We start from the raw sequence: 15,237 nt of genomic DNA, 5'->3' as shown, positions 1-15,237 counted from the left end.
CGGGGACCCCAAAACATATAAATCCTTGTAAAAAATAACGCCGCCTAATGGACTGTATGCGTTACAGAGTTTTAGGGACAGAATAGCATTGTTTGTATACAAAAAGGCTGATTTTGTTTACGTTAACTGAGATCATATTAATGAATCCTTACACAGATAAAGATGCTCCGGCTGAAAAGCAGTCCATACTGGACATCAAGGCGAAAACGGCAGAGGGCAAGCGAATTAACATCGAAATGCAATTGTTCAATCCTTACAATATGGAGAAGCGGACACTTTTTTACTGGAGTGAGATGCCCGGATGAAGTATTTGCGTGATGAGGCTTCACGGATGAACGGTGCTAAAGCGGAAGGACGTGCAGAAGGACGTGCGGAAGGAATTGCGGAGGGAATTGCTAAGGGTGAACAAAAAAGAGCAGAGGCCATAGTACTTGAACTTCTTGCGCTTGGAGTAGAGACCTCAGTTATTCTTAAAGCTTCAGGTCTCACAGAACAACAAATCCTAAGGTTAAAAGCACAGATGGGGAAGCACTGACCGTGAATAGTCCCCTGTTGAAAAAATATCAAAAAGCCGCCCCAGTTCAATGGAGCGGCCTGTTTTTTTGTCACGTAATCAGCGTATTTAACTGTTCACTTAAACGTTCCTTGTCCTTCGGACTCAGCTGGTTCTCGCCCATCGGGAAGATCACGGTCTCTTCTTTGACAAAATGGACGGTCAGCACCTCGAAGGCCTCTCCCGCATCGTGCACTGCTGAGCGGATTCCCGCGAGCGTCATTTGGTTAATATCTCCCTCAGAGTGATGCAGGAAATGCCCGATGTACCCGTCAATCTCGCGGTGCTCCTCCTGGATGCCTGCCAGCGGGCCCTGGTCGAAGCCGATATACTGACCCAGCAGCGGGAAGAAATACGTCTCTTCCTTCTCCGTGTGCCGCTTCAGCGGGACGCCGAACTCCTGCACTGCCTTACGCAGCTTCTCAAGCTGTGTCTTGGCCTCTTCCAGCGTAATCTGCTCCTGCTCAAACCAGAGGACAATGGCATGCCATTCCTCCATCAGAAAAGTCAAATAGCGGTGTTCATTCTCAAGGATGCGCATCGCGGGCAGCGTAAACTTAAGGTTTGTATGTTCCGGCATACAGCTAACCCTCCAGTGGCCGGTCAGAAATCCAGCATTTTTTTCCTCAAAGCGTATTCGACCAGCTCGGGCCGGCTTTTAAGGTTAAGCTTCTCCATAATTTTGGCCTTGTGGGCCTCCACGGTCTTGACAGAAATAAAGAGCTTCTCGGCAATCTCCTTATTCCCGTATCCCTTGGCAATGAGCGGCAGAATCTCCAGCTCCCGCTTGGACAGCAGCTCGAACAGATCCTCGGTCCCGCCGGTCTTGTCCTGCTTAATGAACTCACGGACCAGTGAGGTAGCCATCTTGGGATGAATATAAGTACCGCCTTCATAAATCGTGCGGATCGCCAGCAGCAGCTCCTCATCCGGTGCACTCTTGAGCACATACCCGGAGGCCCCGTTCTTCAAGACATGGAAGAGATATTCATCATCGTCATGCATCGTCAGAATGAGAATTCGGGTATCGGGATAATCCTCCTTGATCTTGCCGGTCGCGGTCAGCCCGCTTTCTCCAGGAGGCATGCTTAAATCCATAATCAGGATATCCGGCCGGAGCTTGGCGACCATGGTGTAGGCTTCCCTGCCGTCCGCCGCTGCTCCGATCACTTCAATATCATCCTGAAAATTAAGAATCATGGAGAATCCGCTGCGTACGATCGCATGGTCGTCTGCAATGACGATCTTCATCAGAAGCTCATTCCTTTCCTCGGGCCCATCATACAGGAACCTGCAGCATAATCCGGGTCCCCTTGCCGGTCTCTGAATCCACACTGAAGGTTCCGCCCACCAGTTCCGCCCGCTCCTGCATCCCGAACAAGCCAAGCCCGGTTCCAGTAGGCTCATCTCCCAGATGGAAGCCGATGCCGTCATCCTGAACCAGAAGCTGCAGCATGCCGCCGTTCTCGGTGAGCGAGACCTTGACGCTGTCTACCTGGGCATACTTCAAGGCATTCAGCACCGCTTCCTGGCATACCCGGTACATGACCGTCTCGATCTCACTCCCGTACCGCTTCTCGGGCAGCCGGGATTCATACTCAATCACAAGGCCATATGTTTGTTCTACCCGCTTGAAGTGGGAGCGGAAAGCCGCCTCCAGACCGAAATCATCCAGGGCAGCCGGCCTAAGCTCCACCGACAGGTTGCGGATATCACTCAGCAGCCGGGTCATCGACACTTCGGTTTGCTTCACTTTCTTCAACAGGCCATCATCGGCTGTCATATATTTCAGCACACGCAGATCAATCACGGCACTCATCAGCTCTTGCGCAACGCTGTCATGCAGTTCACGGGAGATCCGCTTGCGTTCATTCTCCTGGGCTTCAATAATATGCTTCATCATCTTGTTCTGGTAGAACTTCTCTTGCGTCTTGAACTGTCTCGTTAAATCCCTGAGCATAAAGATCCGGATTCCGTTCTCTTCATCTATCGTGTGAAAGGTCGCGGCATAAGGCACAATCCCCTTGTCCCTGGTCTCCAGATAGACCTGATAAGAGGTGAACTCCTCTGAGTCCGGGGTGTGAAAATAACAATTCAGGCAGGTACGCAGCTCCGTCTCACTGGTATATCCCCGGCAGGTTCCGCAGAGCGCTTCAGGATTCCCCTGATACAGCTGCCTTAGAATATCCTTGTCGACAATCGTCTCGGCAGCCGGATTCATCGCCAGGGCTTTCCCTTGCCGGTCAAAAAAGAACATCGCCTCCGAGCTGTTCTCGAACAGCTTCGTCATAAGCTCACTGCGCAAATCCGTAGCAGGGTTCCTCAACTGAGCAACAATTCCTTCCCGTTCAAGTCTCCAATGCCGCCCCGCGCTGTCGCTTCCAGGTCACGCAGCATCTCAGCGGTCACCTGCCGGTCCCCTCTGAAGCCGCCCAGAAGCACGCCAGCCACACGGGCATCATTCCACATCGGCACCGCCCCGATGCTGTTCAGATTCTCCATCTTAGTGATGGGGTAATTGAACAGGCTGTCGGGCTTCACCATAAGCTTCACCGAAGGGATCAGGAAGGGCTTGCCGGTCTTGAACACGATGCCGGCAATCCCTCTGCCGGATTGCAGCACAATCCGTTTGTAGCGGTCACTTATATTGCCTGAGGCGTATTTCCAGCGGATCGCATAGTCATACTCCGCCGGTTCGGCGAACGCCAGCGACATGAAGTCATATCCCAGGCACTTACGGATCTGGTCAAGCCGGGTCTGGTAATCCACCTTATTCATCATCGCTTTCTCTCCTCGGATTGAACAGGGAAAGAAGTCCACGCTGCTCTCTTCCGTTAATTTGATTTATTTCTTCTGTATAGGATATAACTTCTGCCTACATAATTCAACGGAACACTCCATACGTGAACCAGCCGGGTGAACGGCCAGAAGGCAAAGATCGCGAACCCTGACAGAATGTGCAGCTTGAAGGAGAACGGCACTCCGCTCATCAGCGACGGGTCCGGGCGGAACATGAACAAGCCGCGGAACCACACCGAGATCGTATCCCGGTAGTCGAACTCAGGCTGTACCACATTCGTGACAATCGTGGAGTACATCCCCATGAACACAATGAACAGCAGGAGCGTGTTGACGATCAGATCGGAGGCGCTGCTGAGCCGGCGGACGTTCTTCAGTGTGAAGCGCCGTGAGGTCAGGATCAGCATCCCTGCCAGGGTAGCCGCACCGAAGATTCCCCCGATGTATACAGCACCGATATGGTACATATGATCGCTGACACCGACAGCCTCCAGCCAGGACTTGGGAACGGCGAGACCGCCGATGTGGCCCAGAATGACCGGCATGATGCCGAGGTGGAACAGAATGCTGCCGAATTTCAGCTGTTTTTTCTCAATGAATTCGCTGGACTTAGCTGTCCAGTTGAATTGATCCTTACGGTAGCGGGCAATATGCCCGCCGATAAATACGACCATACACATATACGGGAAAATAACCCATAAAAACTGACCCATCATATTCATTGACTTAGGGCCTCCTGTTCCGCACAAGCTTTGAAGGTTTCTCGCAACCCTTTAACCAGGTGATAATATGGACTCTCCCGCTGCTCCAGCGCCTTCACCAGATGATACGAGCCATCCTCCAGAATCGCCATCAGCATCCGGAAGTTCTCCGGCGCGCCGGGAACGTCCAGCCACTCTGCAGCATAGATGAATTCGCACATCAGCGGCAAGTAATCGGGCAGCTCGCTCTCCGGCATTTCAAGGCCGAACATTTCGTACAGCAGCTTCAGTTTGGCGAGCATTTGCCCGCGTTCCTTGGCATCCTCGAACTTGAAATAGGTCATATAGAGCGCACAGTCCTTCTGAAAATCAAACGTAGCCGCATAGTTCTCCTGAATCTCTTCCAGGCTGAAGCTCTGCATGTGCTTCCAGTACGTCTGCACGTGGGCATATCCCGGGTGAGCAGGGTCAAACGCCTCTTCCAGAAAAGCCGGATGGAAATCCAGCTTCTCCGGGTACATAAGCTGCAAGGCGAAATAACCGAAGGACTCCTTGTATTGATGCAGTTTGTTCAGATCAATCACGCCAGATCCCCCCGTAGAAATTCTCTTCATACATCTCCTTGCCGGTCTTCATGGTGTCGCCGGAAGGACTGGCCGGTCCGCAGCCGTCACAGCCGGAGCCGAAGCCCGAGCCGCCCATGTCGCTGCCATAGCCAGCCGCGCCTTGCGCGCGGTAAGGGTTCATGTGCTGCTCCTTGTGGGAGGTCGGGATCACGAAGCGGTCCTCATATTTGGCAATCGCCAGCAGGCGGTACATCTCCTCGGTCTGCTGCGCCGTCATGCCGACACGGTCCAGACGGCTAAGATCGAATTCCTGACCGGTCGACTGGGCGCGCATGTAAGAGCGCATCATCGCCATCCGCTGCAGGGCTTCCTTCACAGTCTCCGTATCGCCAGCCGTCAGCATATTCGCCAGATATTGAATAGGCGTACGCATCTCTTCGATGGCCGGGAAGATCATATCCGGGTTCTTCAGTGAATCCTTGCCCTCAAAGTAATTCATGATCGGGCTAAGCGGCGGTACATACCATACCATCGGCAGCGTCCGGTATTCCGGGTGCAGCGGGAAGGCCAGCTTATGCTCAATCGCCAGCTTGTAGACCGGTGAGTTCTGCGCAGCCTCCAGCCAGTCCTCAGAGATGCCGTCCGCCCTCGCCTGGGCTCTAACCTCTGGATCATGCGGATTCAGGAACAGATCACACTGGGCCTGGTACAGATCTTTCTCGTCAGGGGTGGACGCAGCCTCCAGAACCTTGTCGGCGTCATACAGCAGAACACCAAGGTAACGGATACGGCCCGTACAGGTCTCGGAACAGACCGTTGGCAGGCCTGCCTCCACACGCGGGAAGCAGAAGGTGCATTTCTCCGCCTTGTTGGTCTGCCAGTTGAAGTACACCTTCTTGTACGGACAGCCGGTCATGCAATATCTCCAGCCGCGGCAGGCCTCCTGGTCCACGAGGACGATGCCGTCCTCATCGCGTTTGTACATCGCTCCCGATGGACAGGAAGCCACGCAGCTCGGGTTCAGGCAGTGCTCACAAAGACGGGGCAGATAGATCATGAAGGATTTCTCGAAGTTGAACTTGATCTCTTCCTCGATCTTCTGAATGTTCGGGTCCAGCGGGCCGGTCACATGCGCACCTGCCAGATCATCCTCCCAGTTCGGTCCCCATTCCAGATCCATCTTCTCGCCGGTTACAGCAGAGTGGGCCCGGGCAACCGGGGAATGCTTCTGCTCCCCGGCATTAGTCAGATGCTCATAGTTATAGGTCCAAGGCTCATAATAATCCTTCATTTCCGGCATATCAGGGTTGTAGAAGATTTTGCCGAGCGCGATCTTGGACAGCTTGTTGCCGGATTTCAGCTCCAGCTTCCCCTTGCGAAGCTGCCAGCCTCCCTTGTACAGTTCCTGGTCTTCCCAGCGCTTCGGATAGCCGATGCCCGGCTTCGTCTCCACGTTGTTGAACCACATATATTCCGCACCCTTGCGGTTCGTCCAGGTGGTCTTACAGGTCACGCTGCAGGTGTGGCAGCCGATGCATTTATCCAGATTCATTACCATTGCAACTTGCGCTTTAATTTTCAAGCCAGTTGACCTCCTTCATTTTGCGAACGGCTACGTAGACATCACGCTGGTTGCCGATCGGACCGTAGTAGTTGAAGCCGTAGCTGAGCTGTGCATATCCGCCGACCATCTGGGTAGGCTTCAGATGAATCCGGGTTGGCGCATTATGGCTTCCGCCGCGCGTATCCGTAATCTCGGAGCCCGGTACTTGAATATGCTTATCCTGGGCGTGGTACATGAACATGGTGCCTCTCGGCATCCGGTGGCTGACTACGGCGCGTGCAGTGACCACACCGTTCCGGTTATAGACCTCAAGCCAGTCGTTGTCCGCAATGTTATGAGCCGCCGCGTCCTCGTTATTGATCCACACCGTCGGACCGCCCCGGAACAGAGTCAGCATGTGCTGGTTATCCTGGTAAGTCGAATGGATATTCCATTTGCCGTGCGGCGTCAGGTATCTCAGAACCAGTGCATCCATCCCGCCCTTCACTTCCTTGTCGCGGGGTCCGAAGACCATTGGAGGCAGGGTCGGCTTGTAAACCGGCAACGCTTCGCCGAACTGCTGGAAGATCTCATGGTCAATATAGAAATGCTGTCTTCCGGTCAGGGTACGGAACGGAACGAGACGTTCGATGTTCGTCGTGAACGGCGAATACCGGCGGCCTTGCTTGTTCGAGCCGCTGAATACCGGTGTCGGAATCACCTCACGCGGCTGAGCGGTAATGCTCTGGAACGTAATTTTCTCAGCGGCCCGGTCTGCCGAAATATCCCGCAGCTCGACCCCGTGATCCTTCTCCGCCGACTCATAAGCCTTCTGGGAGACGCGGCCGTTGGTGGCGGAAGACAGATGAAGAATGGCATCCGCCGCCTGACGGGCCGTCTGCAGCTTCGGCAGTCCGTGCCGGATCGATTCATCGTAATGCACACCGCTGATCTTCTTCAGCTCTTCGTATTCCTCCGCAACCGAGAAGCTGACGCCGTGTGCGCCTGCTTTGCCGGTAGCCAGGTTCGGTCCGAGCGAGCTGTATTTATGATGAATCTGCGTGTAATCCCGCTCGACAATGGTGAAGTTCGGCATGGTTTTACCCGGAATGGCCGGCACTTCGCCCTTGGTCCAATCCTTGACCAGACCCATCGGCTGTGAGATTTCGCTAATGGAGTCATGGCCCAGCGGGGACATCACTACATCCTTATAGACTCCGGGCAGCTGCGATTTCGCCATCTCGGAGAATACCTCCGAGAGCTGACGGTAGATATCCCAGTCCGAACGGGATTCCCACAGCGGATTCACGGCCGGATTGAACGGATGGACGAACGGATGCATGTCGGTGGACGACAGATCTGTTTTCTCATACCAGGTTGCGGCAGGCAGAACCACATCGGCATACAGCGGCGTAGTGGTCATCCGGAAATCCAGCGCCACCATCAGATCCAGCTTGCCTTCCACATCCTCACGCCAGACGATCTCCTCCGGCTTCTGCTCCTCATTCGGCTCGGCCAGCAGACCATCTGATGCTCCGAGCAAATGCTTCATGAAGTATTCCTGTCCCTTAGCGGAGCTTGAGATCAGATTCGAGCGCCAGATGAACAGGGAGCGCGGGAAGTTCTCAGGTGCGCCGGGATCTTCTACAGCAAAGCGCGTCTTCCGTGAAGTAACCTCTTCTACAGCATGGCTGATAATCTCCGCATCCGTCTTCTTGCCTTGCTGCGCCGCTTCCTCGGCGAACAGCAGGCTGTTCTTGTTGAATTGCGGGAAGGACGGCAGCCAGCCCAGACGCGCAGCCAGTACGTTGTAATCTGCCGGGTGCTGGTAAGCAACCTCTCCGCCTGTCGGCGATTTCAGCGAATCGGTGCCGCTCTCCTCATAACGCCACTGCTCGGTAGCAAAATAGAAGAATGAGGTTGCATTCTGCAGCCGCGCCGGGCCCTGCCAGTCCTTGGCGAAGGCAATGGTGGACCAGCCTTCAATCGGACGGCATTTCTCCTGGCCGACATAATGCGCCCAGCCGCCACCGTTGACGCCTTGGGATGCAGTCAGCACCACCAGATTCAGAATTGAACGATAGATGGTATCGCTGTTGAACCAGTGGTTGATGCCTGCGCCCATGATAATCATGGAGCGTCCGCCGGTCTCAATGGAGTTCTGGGCGAACTCGCGGGCAATCTGCACGACCACGCTTGCTTTTACTGTAGTAATCTTCTCTTGCCAGGCCGGAGTGTAATGGGACAATTCATCCTCATACCCCTTAGCGTTCAGCAGACTGTCTCTGCGCTTAATGCCGTACTGGCTCATCATCAGGTCGTATACGGTGGCGACATAACGTTCCGTGCCGTCCGCAAGCTTCATCTTCTGGGCCGGAATGATCCGGCTGAAGGTGCCATTACCGGCATTGTCGAAGTAAGGGAACACAATCTCTGTCCATTCTTCCCCGTGCCCTTCGATGGTCAGAGCCGGCTCCACCTTGCTGCCGTCCTCCCGCTCCAGAATCAGGTTCCACTTCTTGCCTTCCTCCCAGCGCTGTCCCATTGTCCCGTTCGGCACGATCATCTCGCCAGTTGCTTCATCGAAGATCACCGGCTTCCAGTCCGAGTGCGGGGAAGCATCGCCCAGATCACTGGCCCGCAGGAAGCGTCCGCCCTTCAGGCTGTCCTCATGCGGATCAAGCAGAATCAGGAACGGCATATCCGTATATTGCTTCGCATAATTCAGGAACATCGGCTCCTGGCGTTCCTGGTAGAACTCCTGCAGGATGACATGCGTCATCGCCTGGGCAAGCGCCGCATCCGAGCCGGGGTTCGGAGCCAGCCAATTGTCGGCGAACTTCACGTTCTCAGCAAGATCCGGGGCGACCGATACGACCTTCGTGCCTTTGTAGCGCACTTCAGTCATGAAGTGGGCATCCGGCGTCCGGGTCAGCGGTACGTTCGAGCCCCACATCATCAGGTACCCGGCATTGTACCAGTCCGAGGATTCCGGGACATCCGTCTGCTCGCCCCAGATCTGCGGCGAAGCCGGAGGAAGATCGGCATACCAGTCATAGAAGCTCAGCATCTGACCGCCCAGAAGGGAGATGAACCGCGCCCCTGAAGCATAGCTGACCATCGACATGGCCGGAATCGGGGTGAATCCGGCGATCCGGTCAGGACCGTATTTACGGATCGTATAGATCAGCTGCGCTGCGATTAGCCGCAGTGCATCATCCCAGGCCACCCGGACATGGCCGCCCTTGCCGCGTGCCTTCTTATACTGGCTGGCCTTCTCAGGATCTTCTACAATGCTGGCCCAGGCATCGACATAATTGTCATGCTCCTGGAGCGCCGTCTGCCACAGCCGCCATAGCTTGCCTCTGATATACGGATACTTCACGCGCAGCGGGCTGTATTCATACCAGGAGAAGGTAGCTCCGCGCGGACAGCCGCGCGGCTCGAACTCCGGCATATCCGGTCCGCAGGACGGATAATCAATCTGCTGGTTCTCCCAGGTGATAATCCCGTTCTTCACGAACACCTTCCAGCTGCAGGAGCCTGTACAGTTCACGCCATGGGTGGTGCGGACTACTTTATCGTGAGACCAGCGCTGGCGGTACATGTTCTCCCAATCTCTATTTTTCTCTTCAAGAATGGACCAGTTCCCGGAATAGCTCTCCACCGGCTTAAAAAAGTTAAGGCCGAATTTCTTCTTCATCTGTCCAGAACACTCCTTTGTTCGAATCTATTCAATTAATCTCATTATGGATCTCCCCGGCCGTGCTTCCCATTAGGGAAACACCTATTGAACCTCGGGAATTCCCTTGATCTCATCCCGCAGCAAAAAAGCCTTTCCCCCTGAGGAGAAAAGCTCTGATTCTGCGCTGCACCGCCGGGCCCGGAGTTCCATTAGGGACTTCCCTCTTTATATTCGGGGGAAGTTCCTAGCGGGAATTCCATGGCAGCACTCTATGCTATACTGACCAGTAGATACGTCTGAGATAGTTATACTACGGGAGGATGAAGAATAATGTCAGGACCCTCACTACGCCAGCTGCATGCCCATCATGCCATACATCAGGGCGGGCTATCCGGCGCTGTAGCCAAGACAGAAGAAGTGGAAGAACTGCTGGCGCTTAAGGAAGTGGAGGTGGCCCGCCAGGCGGCTGACCACTTGATTGAGTACTGGGAGACGCGGATACTCAGCCATGCTGATGCGGAAGAAGACGGCTTCTATCAGGAGATGATTGCGAAGAATCCCGCTCTGGAAGAAGCCGTTACCCGGCTGAAGCGGGATCATGAGCTGCTGCGGATCATCGTGCAGGATGTCAAAAGTATGCTCGCCGAAGACGGCCTCACCTCAGAGGTGCTGCACCAGTTCCATGCGCTGCTGGTAGTGAATGCTATTCACAGCCGGGATGAAGAGCGGCTGCTGTTCCAGGAGCCGTAATGCCGCCCTGAATAGAAGGGTACACAAAACACACGGACTGCATAGCGGATCTGAATGTTCCGGTTGGAGTCCGTGTGTTTTTCTATATGCGGCCGGAGTCTTATTCCTACGGGCCCCGGCTGCTTAAACCAATAATTTTCTTGTCATCATATTTGACCAGATGATAAGTTAATTTATCCTGATACCCCCACGTTCGAACCGCTGTTAGATTTATATAATGTGACGCTGAATGATCCGAGATTCCACATTGCGCTGCTGTCTGATTTGGTCTCTTTGAAACCGAACAAAAGATTGTCCCCTTTGATTTCTACAGTTCCTTTTCCGCTGTTTCCCCAACCATCATTAGTGTAGGAGAAAACCCCTTTGCCATTCTTAATTTCTGTTCTGATCTCAACATCAGCTATCCGATTGGATGGAGGGGAACTAATAGAGAAAAAATGTCCGGTCAGCATATTATTTTTGAAGCTTTTCAGTTCGAAATAAATAGCACCATCAGTTAACAGCTGTTCTTCTGAATTTTTAATGTCCTTCTTTTCTACCCACAGCCCTGTACTGAGACTTACTGTCTTAGAAGCTACATTGATTACTGCATATGTGCTTTTGCCGCCTGAGCTTGTATATATGATTGCTTTTCCTGGATTGACAGCCGTTACTAAACCGCTCACATTTACCGTTGCTACCTTAGTATTGGTTGAAGAGTATGTAATCTTTACATTTGTACCTTTGGGTGAAGTAACTACGTTTGGCTTTAATTGAAATGTCTGTTTTGGTTTCAATGCGTTTGACGGACTTGCGACCGATATTGAAATCACTTTTACCGCTTGATCTGCATAAACCACGAGAGTTGGAATAGTAACCAAGATCACAGAAGACAGGGTTAGAACAGATACCAGTAGAATATTTTTAATTAGTTTCATTGTGAAGCTCCTCTCCATTGCCGCTCTCCTGCAGAATAGCACGCAGATCATCTCTATTCATCAGCAGATCCTCGAGCGTATACTCATCCAGCACCTTCAGATAGGCGTGCAGAGCCTTGCCCAGCACGCCTTTGAGTCTGCACACCGGAGAGATCGGGCAGCTGCCGCCTGTGGGATTGAAGCACTCCACGAGATAGAAATCATCCTCCATCCGGCGCACAACCTCCCCGATATTGATCATCTCCGGCGCAAGCGCAAGCCTGATCCCTCCCCCGCGCCCTCTCACTGTTTCGAGATAACCCGCCTTGCCGAGTTCATGCGAGACCTTCATCAGATGATTCTTGGAGATACCGTAGGCACTAGAGATATCCTGTATTGTAGTTAACTCCTCCCGCTGCTTGGCTCCTAGATACATGAGGATTCGCAGGGAATAATCGGTATATAACGTCAGCCTCATAGTCATGCTCCGTTCTATATTAACTCAGCTTAATGTAAGTGATATTTATTGCAAAGTTTATCATATTCTTTGTCTAATTTGTTAAAGTGGTATTTTAAATATATCTTTTCTCTTCAAAACCGTATATATTAATTTTGTACTATATGGAGAGGGGATGATCAATATTTTAACACAAGAGACTCGTGACATTGTCAAATCCACAGCGCCAGTCCTGGCGGAGCACGGCACCACCATTACAACGGTGTTCTACCGGAATCTGTTCGAGGCCCACCCGGAGCTGCTGAATGTGTTCAACCACGCCAACCAGGCGCAAGGCCGCCAGCAGGCAGCACTGGCCAATGCGGTCTACGCAGCGGCAGTCCACATAGACAACCTTGAGAATATACTGCCGGCGGTGGTTCAGATCGCACACAAGCATGTCAGTCTCGGTATCAAGCCGGAGCATTACCCGATCGTCGGAGAATTCCTGCTGAAGGCCATCAAGGAGGTGCTGGGCGATGCCGCTACGGATGAGATCCTGAGTGCCTGGGAAGCCGCGTACGGAGTGATTGCTGATGCATTCATCGGTGTGGAAGACAGCATGTACAAGGAAGCGCGGGAACAGGACAACGGCTGGAACTTCTTTAAGCCTTTTACCGTGGTGCGTAAGGTTGAGGAGAGCGGCAGCATTACATCGTTCTATCTGAAACCGGCCGACGGCTCGAATGTACCAGACTATAAGCCGGGCCAGTACATCTCTGTCCGTGTGCTGATTCCTGGAGAGCAATACACCATGATCCGCCAATACAGCCTGTCCCAAGCGCCGAAGCCGGATGAGTTCCGCATCTCGGTGAAACGCGAGGAGACGAATGACCCGAATGGCGTGGTATCTGTCTATCTTCATAACGGAGTGAATGAGGGCGATACCGTTGAGGTGAGCGCTCCTGCCGGTGAGTTCCTGCTGGATACTTCTATAACTACCCCAGTAGCCTTTATCTCAGGCGGCGTAGGCATCACCCCTATGATGAGCATGCTCGAGACCGTGGCTAATGTAACACCGGACCGGCCGGTTGTCTTCCTCCACTCTGCACGGAACGAATCGCTTGCTGCCTTCGGAAAGGATATTGAAAAGCATGCGGCGGCGCTGAGCAACGTCAAGACCCGAACCTTCTACTCCGGCGGACCGGATGGCGTGATTACCGGCGAAATTCTAAAGAGTTATGTAGATGTTACCGGAGATGCTTACGTGTGCGGGCCTGTTCCTTTTATGGAAGCCATGATTGGTGAACTGCGGAAGCTCGGAATGACCGAGTCTCAGATTCATTATGAGTTCTTCGGACCGGCACTGCAGCTAAGCAACGCGTAGATTGTTCAGCTAAAAGCACACGGGCCGCCTGCCGAACGGATATTTATTCGGAGGAGGCCCGTGTGCTTTTTTAACCGCAGATCAGCCATTCATAGAGTACCTTCGCATGGTTATGGACCGGGTCCTTCGCGGCATAGACCAGCGTGACCCTCTGTTCAAGCGCCCGCTCCCGGATCGCTTCCGCAAGCCCCGCGCATTCCGGATTCTCCTCCAGCTCCATAGTATACCGTTCCTTGAATGCCGCGAACCGCTCCGGCAGATGCCCGAACCACTTGCGCAGCGCCGGGCTTGGCGCGATCTCCTTCATCCACTCGTCAATGGCCGCCTGCTCCTTCGTCACTCCGCGCGCCCACAGCCGGTCCACCAGAATCCGGTATCCGTCTCCGGAGTCCGCAGGCTCGTATATCCGCTTCAGACCTATAGAGTATGGAGCATCAGCGGCTTCCCCGCCGGACGGCTCTCCCATGCTGCATCCCTCCTGCTCACCACTAAGTACACCCAATATAACACGGAGCCCATTCTGCTTCCAGCGGCTGTCCGCCCGGAGGGACGCAGCATAACAAGTTGGCGGGCTACCGCACTGTCTGCTGCTATTCTGCTACTCCTCTACTCCGCTTCAAGAATGTAGCGGTTCCACCGCTGCTGCCAAGCCACATCCTGCCAGAACGGATGATGCGGCGCACAGTTGGAGCACAGCGTCATGCCCCAGAAGCCCAGGGCCATCCCCTTACGTAGCGCATACTCGGCAATGAACTTCCCGACCGGCCCCTCCTCGAAGCCTGCAAGCAGCGGGGTATAGCCGACATAGCCTTCGCCGATCACCACCGGCAGGCCCCAATGTGCAGCCCATTCCTGCGCTTCTTCCAGGCGCATGTCCGCTTTTTGCAGCATCGCCAGCTTGTGGGCTCCGTAACGGTCATACAGATAGAGATCCCATAGATCAGGGTCGGCCCAGTCATGCAGATAGATCAGCTTCATCCCCACCGGATTGCCCTCCATCCGCCACTCCTGCCCTGCGGGCAGGGTCCATTCCCCGAAGGGCGGGGCCTCTTCCCTCAGCATAGACCGGACAAAGGCATTTGGAAAAGGCACCTCATCATCATTCAACCCCGCCGCGTCCATAAGCTCATTCAACACGCCTTTAATATAGAGATGATAGTGGGCCACCTGCAAATTACGGGCTACATATGCCTTCGGATAAGCTTCGTTCAGCGTATAGCTGGCCGTGATTAGAATATCGGGATGCTGTTCCCGAAGATACCCTACAGCTGCCTCAATATAAGGCTGCATGGCCTCCACCAGCCTGGGCGTATCCGCTGCGCCGATTCCCTGCTCTGTGCCCACAGCGGTAAGCTGTCCGAATTCGACTTCATTATGCAGCTCGGCATAGACAATCTGACTGGCAAAACCCTCCGCCTTAATGTACCTGATTAGCTGGTTCATCGACCGGGCCAGGGTCATGAACCGCTCTGCGGGAGTAATTGCAGCCAGCTCATCCCGCAGCGCGGGATAAGCCAGGAAGCTGGGGCTCTGCTGATATTCCCAGGAAGACAGCATAATATAGAGTCCGTGCGCCTTGGCCTGTCTGAACAGCTCCAGCAGATGCGCATGCCCGTCCAGCTCGGCACCGCCGCGGCAGTTGTACCAGCGGGTACGTTGACCTACTTCCCCCAGACTGCCGAAGTGCAGCGGTCCGGGGCGTTTGCCTTCCTCCGTGAACAACAGGAACGGCATCGCACAGATCCGGATGGTGTTGTACCCTCTGTCCGCTGCTTCCCTGCATCTTGCCGCCAGATCATGATAAGGCTCGCCCGGCAAGGTCATCGTATACCAGGAGAAATCCCACATGGTTAGGGTAAGCTTGCGCGGCAGCCTGCTCAGCACTGTATCCATTCTTTTCACTCCTTAGGATTAGGTTGTA

14 protein-coding genes and 1 pseudogene are annotated in these 15,237 nt (G+C 53.9%); 3 read left to right on the top strand and 12 right to left on the bottom strand.

Translation table 11 applies throughout. From position 1 onward, the window contains the following. Positions 1–122 precede the first annotated feature (122 nt). A pseudogene (locus tag NYE24_RS28265) lies at positions 123–535 on the top strand (Rpn family recombination-promoting nuclease/putative transposase); the annotation flags it as partial. Between the two features lie 70 nt (positions 536–605). Here NYE24_RS28265 and NYE24_RS28260 read toward each other — a convergent pair. The 8 genes from NYE24_RS28260 to NYE24_RS28225 are packed head-to-tail and all read right to left on the bottom strand — an operon-like array spanning position 606 to position 9,865. Further along, entirely contained in the window at positions 606–1,133 is a 528-nt protein-coding gene (locus NYE24_RS28260; RefSeq protein ID WP_342477206.1) for a hemerythrin domain-containing protein, read from the bottom strand. Positions 1,134–1,156: 23 nt separating this feature from the next. After that, the gene (locus NYE24_RS28255; protein WP_036691001.1) at positions 1,157–1,804 is read right to left on the bottom strand and encodes a response regulator transcription factor; all 648 of its coding nucleotides are present in this window, start codon (positions 1,802–1,804) and stop codon (positions 1,157–1,159) included. A gap of 28 nt (positions 1,805–1,832) precedes the next feature. Continuing rightward, the gene (locus NYE24_RS28250; protein ID WP_051493182.1) at positions 1,833–2,843 is read right to left on the bottom strand and encodes a sensor histidine kinase; all 1,011 of its coding nucleotides are present in this window, start codon (positions 2,841–2,843) and stop codon (positions 1,833–1,835) included. 32 nt (positions 2,844–2,875) lie between these two features. Continuing rightward, positions 2,876–3,334, bottom strand: coding sequence for a GAF domain-containing protein (locus NYE24_RS28245; RefSeq protein ID WP_036691004.1), 459 nt, complete (start codon positions 3,332–3,334; stop codon positions 2,876–2,878). 53 nt (positions 3,335–3,387) lie between these two features. After that, the gene (gene narI / locus NYE24_RS28240; protein ID WP_036691006.1) at positions 3,388–4,074 is read right to left on the bottom strand and encodes a respiratory nitrate reductase subunit gamma; all 687 of its coding nucleotides are present in this window, start codon (positions 4,072–4,074) and stop codon (positions 3,388–3,390) included. Beyond that, positions 4,071–4,637, bottom strand: coding sequence for a nitrate reductase molybdenum cofactor assembly chaperone (gene narJ, locus NYE24_RS28235; RefSeq protein WP_036691008.1), 567 nt, complete (start codon positions 4,635–4,637; stop codon positions 4,071–4,073). Before narJ ends, narI begins: the two co-directional genes overlap by 4 nt. Then, a complete protein-coding gene (gene narH / locus NYE24_RS28230; protein WP_036691010.1) occupies positions 4,630–6,201 on the bottom strand; it encodes a nitrate reductase subunit beta in 1,572 nt (523 codons plus the stop codon). Before narH ends, narJ begins: the two co-directional genes overlap by 8 nt. Beyond that, positions 6,191–9,865: a nitrate reductase subunit alpha gene (locus NYE24_RS28225; RefSeq protein ID WP_342477205.1), complete on the bottom strand. Its 3,675-nt coding sequence runs from the start codon at positions 9,863–9,865 to the stop codon at positions 6,191–6,193. The genes narH and NYE24_RS28225 overlap by 11 nt, the downstream gene beginning before the upstream one ends. Before the next feature lie 312 nt (positions 9,866–10,177). Here NYE24_RS28225 and NYE24_RS28220 point away from each other — a divergent pair, with 312 nt between their 5' ends. Continuing rightward, on the top strand, positions 10,178–10,597 hold the full coding sequence (locus tag NYE24_RS28220; RefSeq protein ID WP_036691013.1) for a hemerythrin domain-containing protein: 420 nt from the start codon (positions 10,178–10,180) through the stop codon (positions 10,595–10,597). A 173-nt stretch (positions 10,598–10,770) separates the two neighbouring features. Here the strand turns inward: NYE24_RS28220 and NYE24_RS28215 are convergent, their stop codons facing one another. After that, entirely contained in the window at positions 10,771–11,514 is a 744-nt protein-coding gene (locus NYE24_RS28215) for an Ig-like domain-containing protein (RefSeq protein WP_342477204.1), read from the bottom strand. Continuing rightward, positions 11,501–11,971, bottom strand: a complete 471-nt coding sequence (locus tag NYE24_RS28210; RefSeq protein WP_083677823.1) for an Rrf2 family transcriptional regulator — start codon at positions 11,969–11,971, stop codon at positions 11,501–11,503. The genes NYE24_RS28215 and NYE24_RS28210 overlap by 14 nt, the downstream gene beginning before the upstream one ends. A gap of 163 nt (positions 11,972–12,134) precedes the next feature. Here NYE24_RS28210 and hmpA point away from each other — a divergent pair, with 163 nt between their 5' ends. Then, the gene (gene hmpA, locus NYE24_RS28205; RefSeq protein ID WP_342479314.1) at positions 12,135–13,316 is read left to right on the top strand and encodes an NO-inducible flavohemoprotein; all 1,182 of its coding nucleotides are present in this window, start codon (positions 12,135–12,137) and stop codon (positions 13,314–13,316) included. Positions 13,317–13,386: 70 nt separating this feature from the next. On the opposite strand, the gene NYE24_RS28200 is transcribed toward hmpA, so the two are convergent. Both NYE24_RS28200 and NYE24_RS28195 read right to left on the bottom strand, forming a co-directional pair. After that, positions 13,387–13,782, bottom strand: coding sequence for a DUF488 domain-containing protein (locus NYE24_RS28200; RefSeq protein ID WP_051493168.1), 396 nt, complete (start codon positions 13,780–13,782; stop codon positions 13,387–13,389). 140 nt (positions 13,783–13,922) lie between these two features. Further along, complete coding sequence (locus NYE24_RS28195) at positions 13,923–15,209, bottom strand: cellulase-like family protein (protein WP_342477203.1); 1,287 nt, start codon at positions 15,207–15,209, stop codon at positions 13,923–13,925. Positions 15,210–15,237: the final 28 nt, after the last annotated feature.

This window comes from Paenibacillus sp. FSL H7-0350, assembly GCF_038593195.1.
GTDB lineage: Bacteria > Bacillota > Bacilli > Paenibacillales > Paenibacillaceae > Paenibacillus_AQ.
Note: the sequence above shows the minus strand (reverse complement) of the source record. Positions and strands in the feature narration are given on the sequence as shown.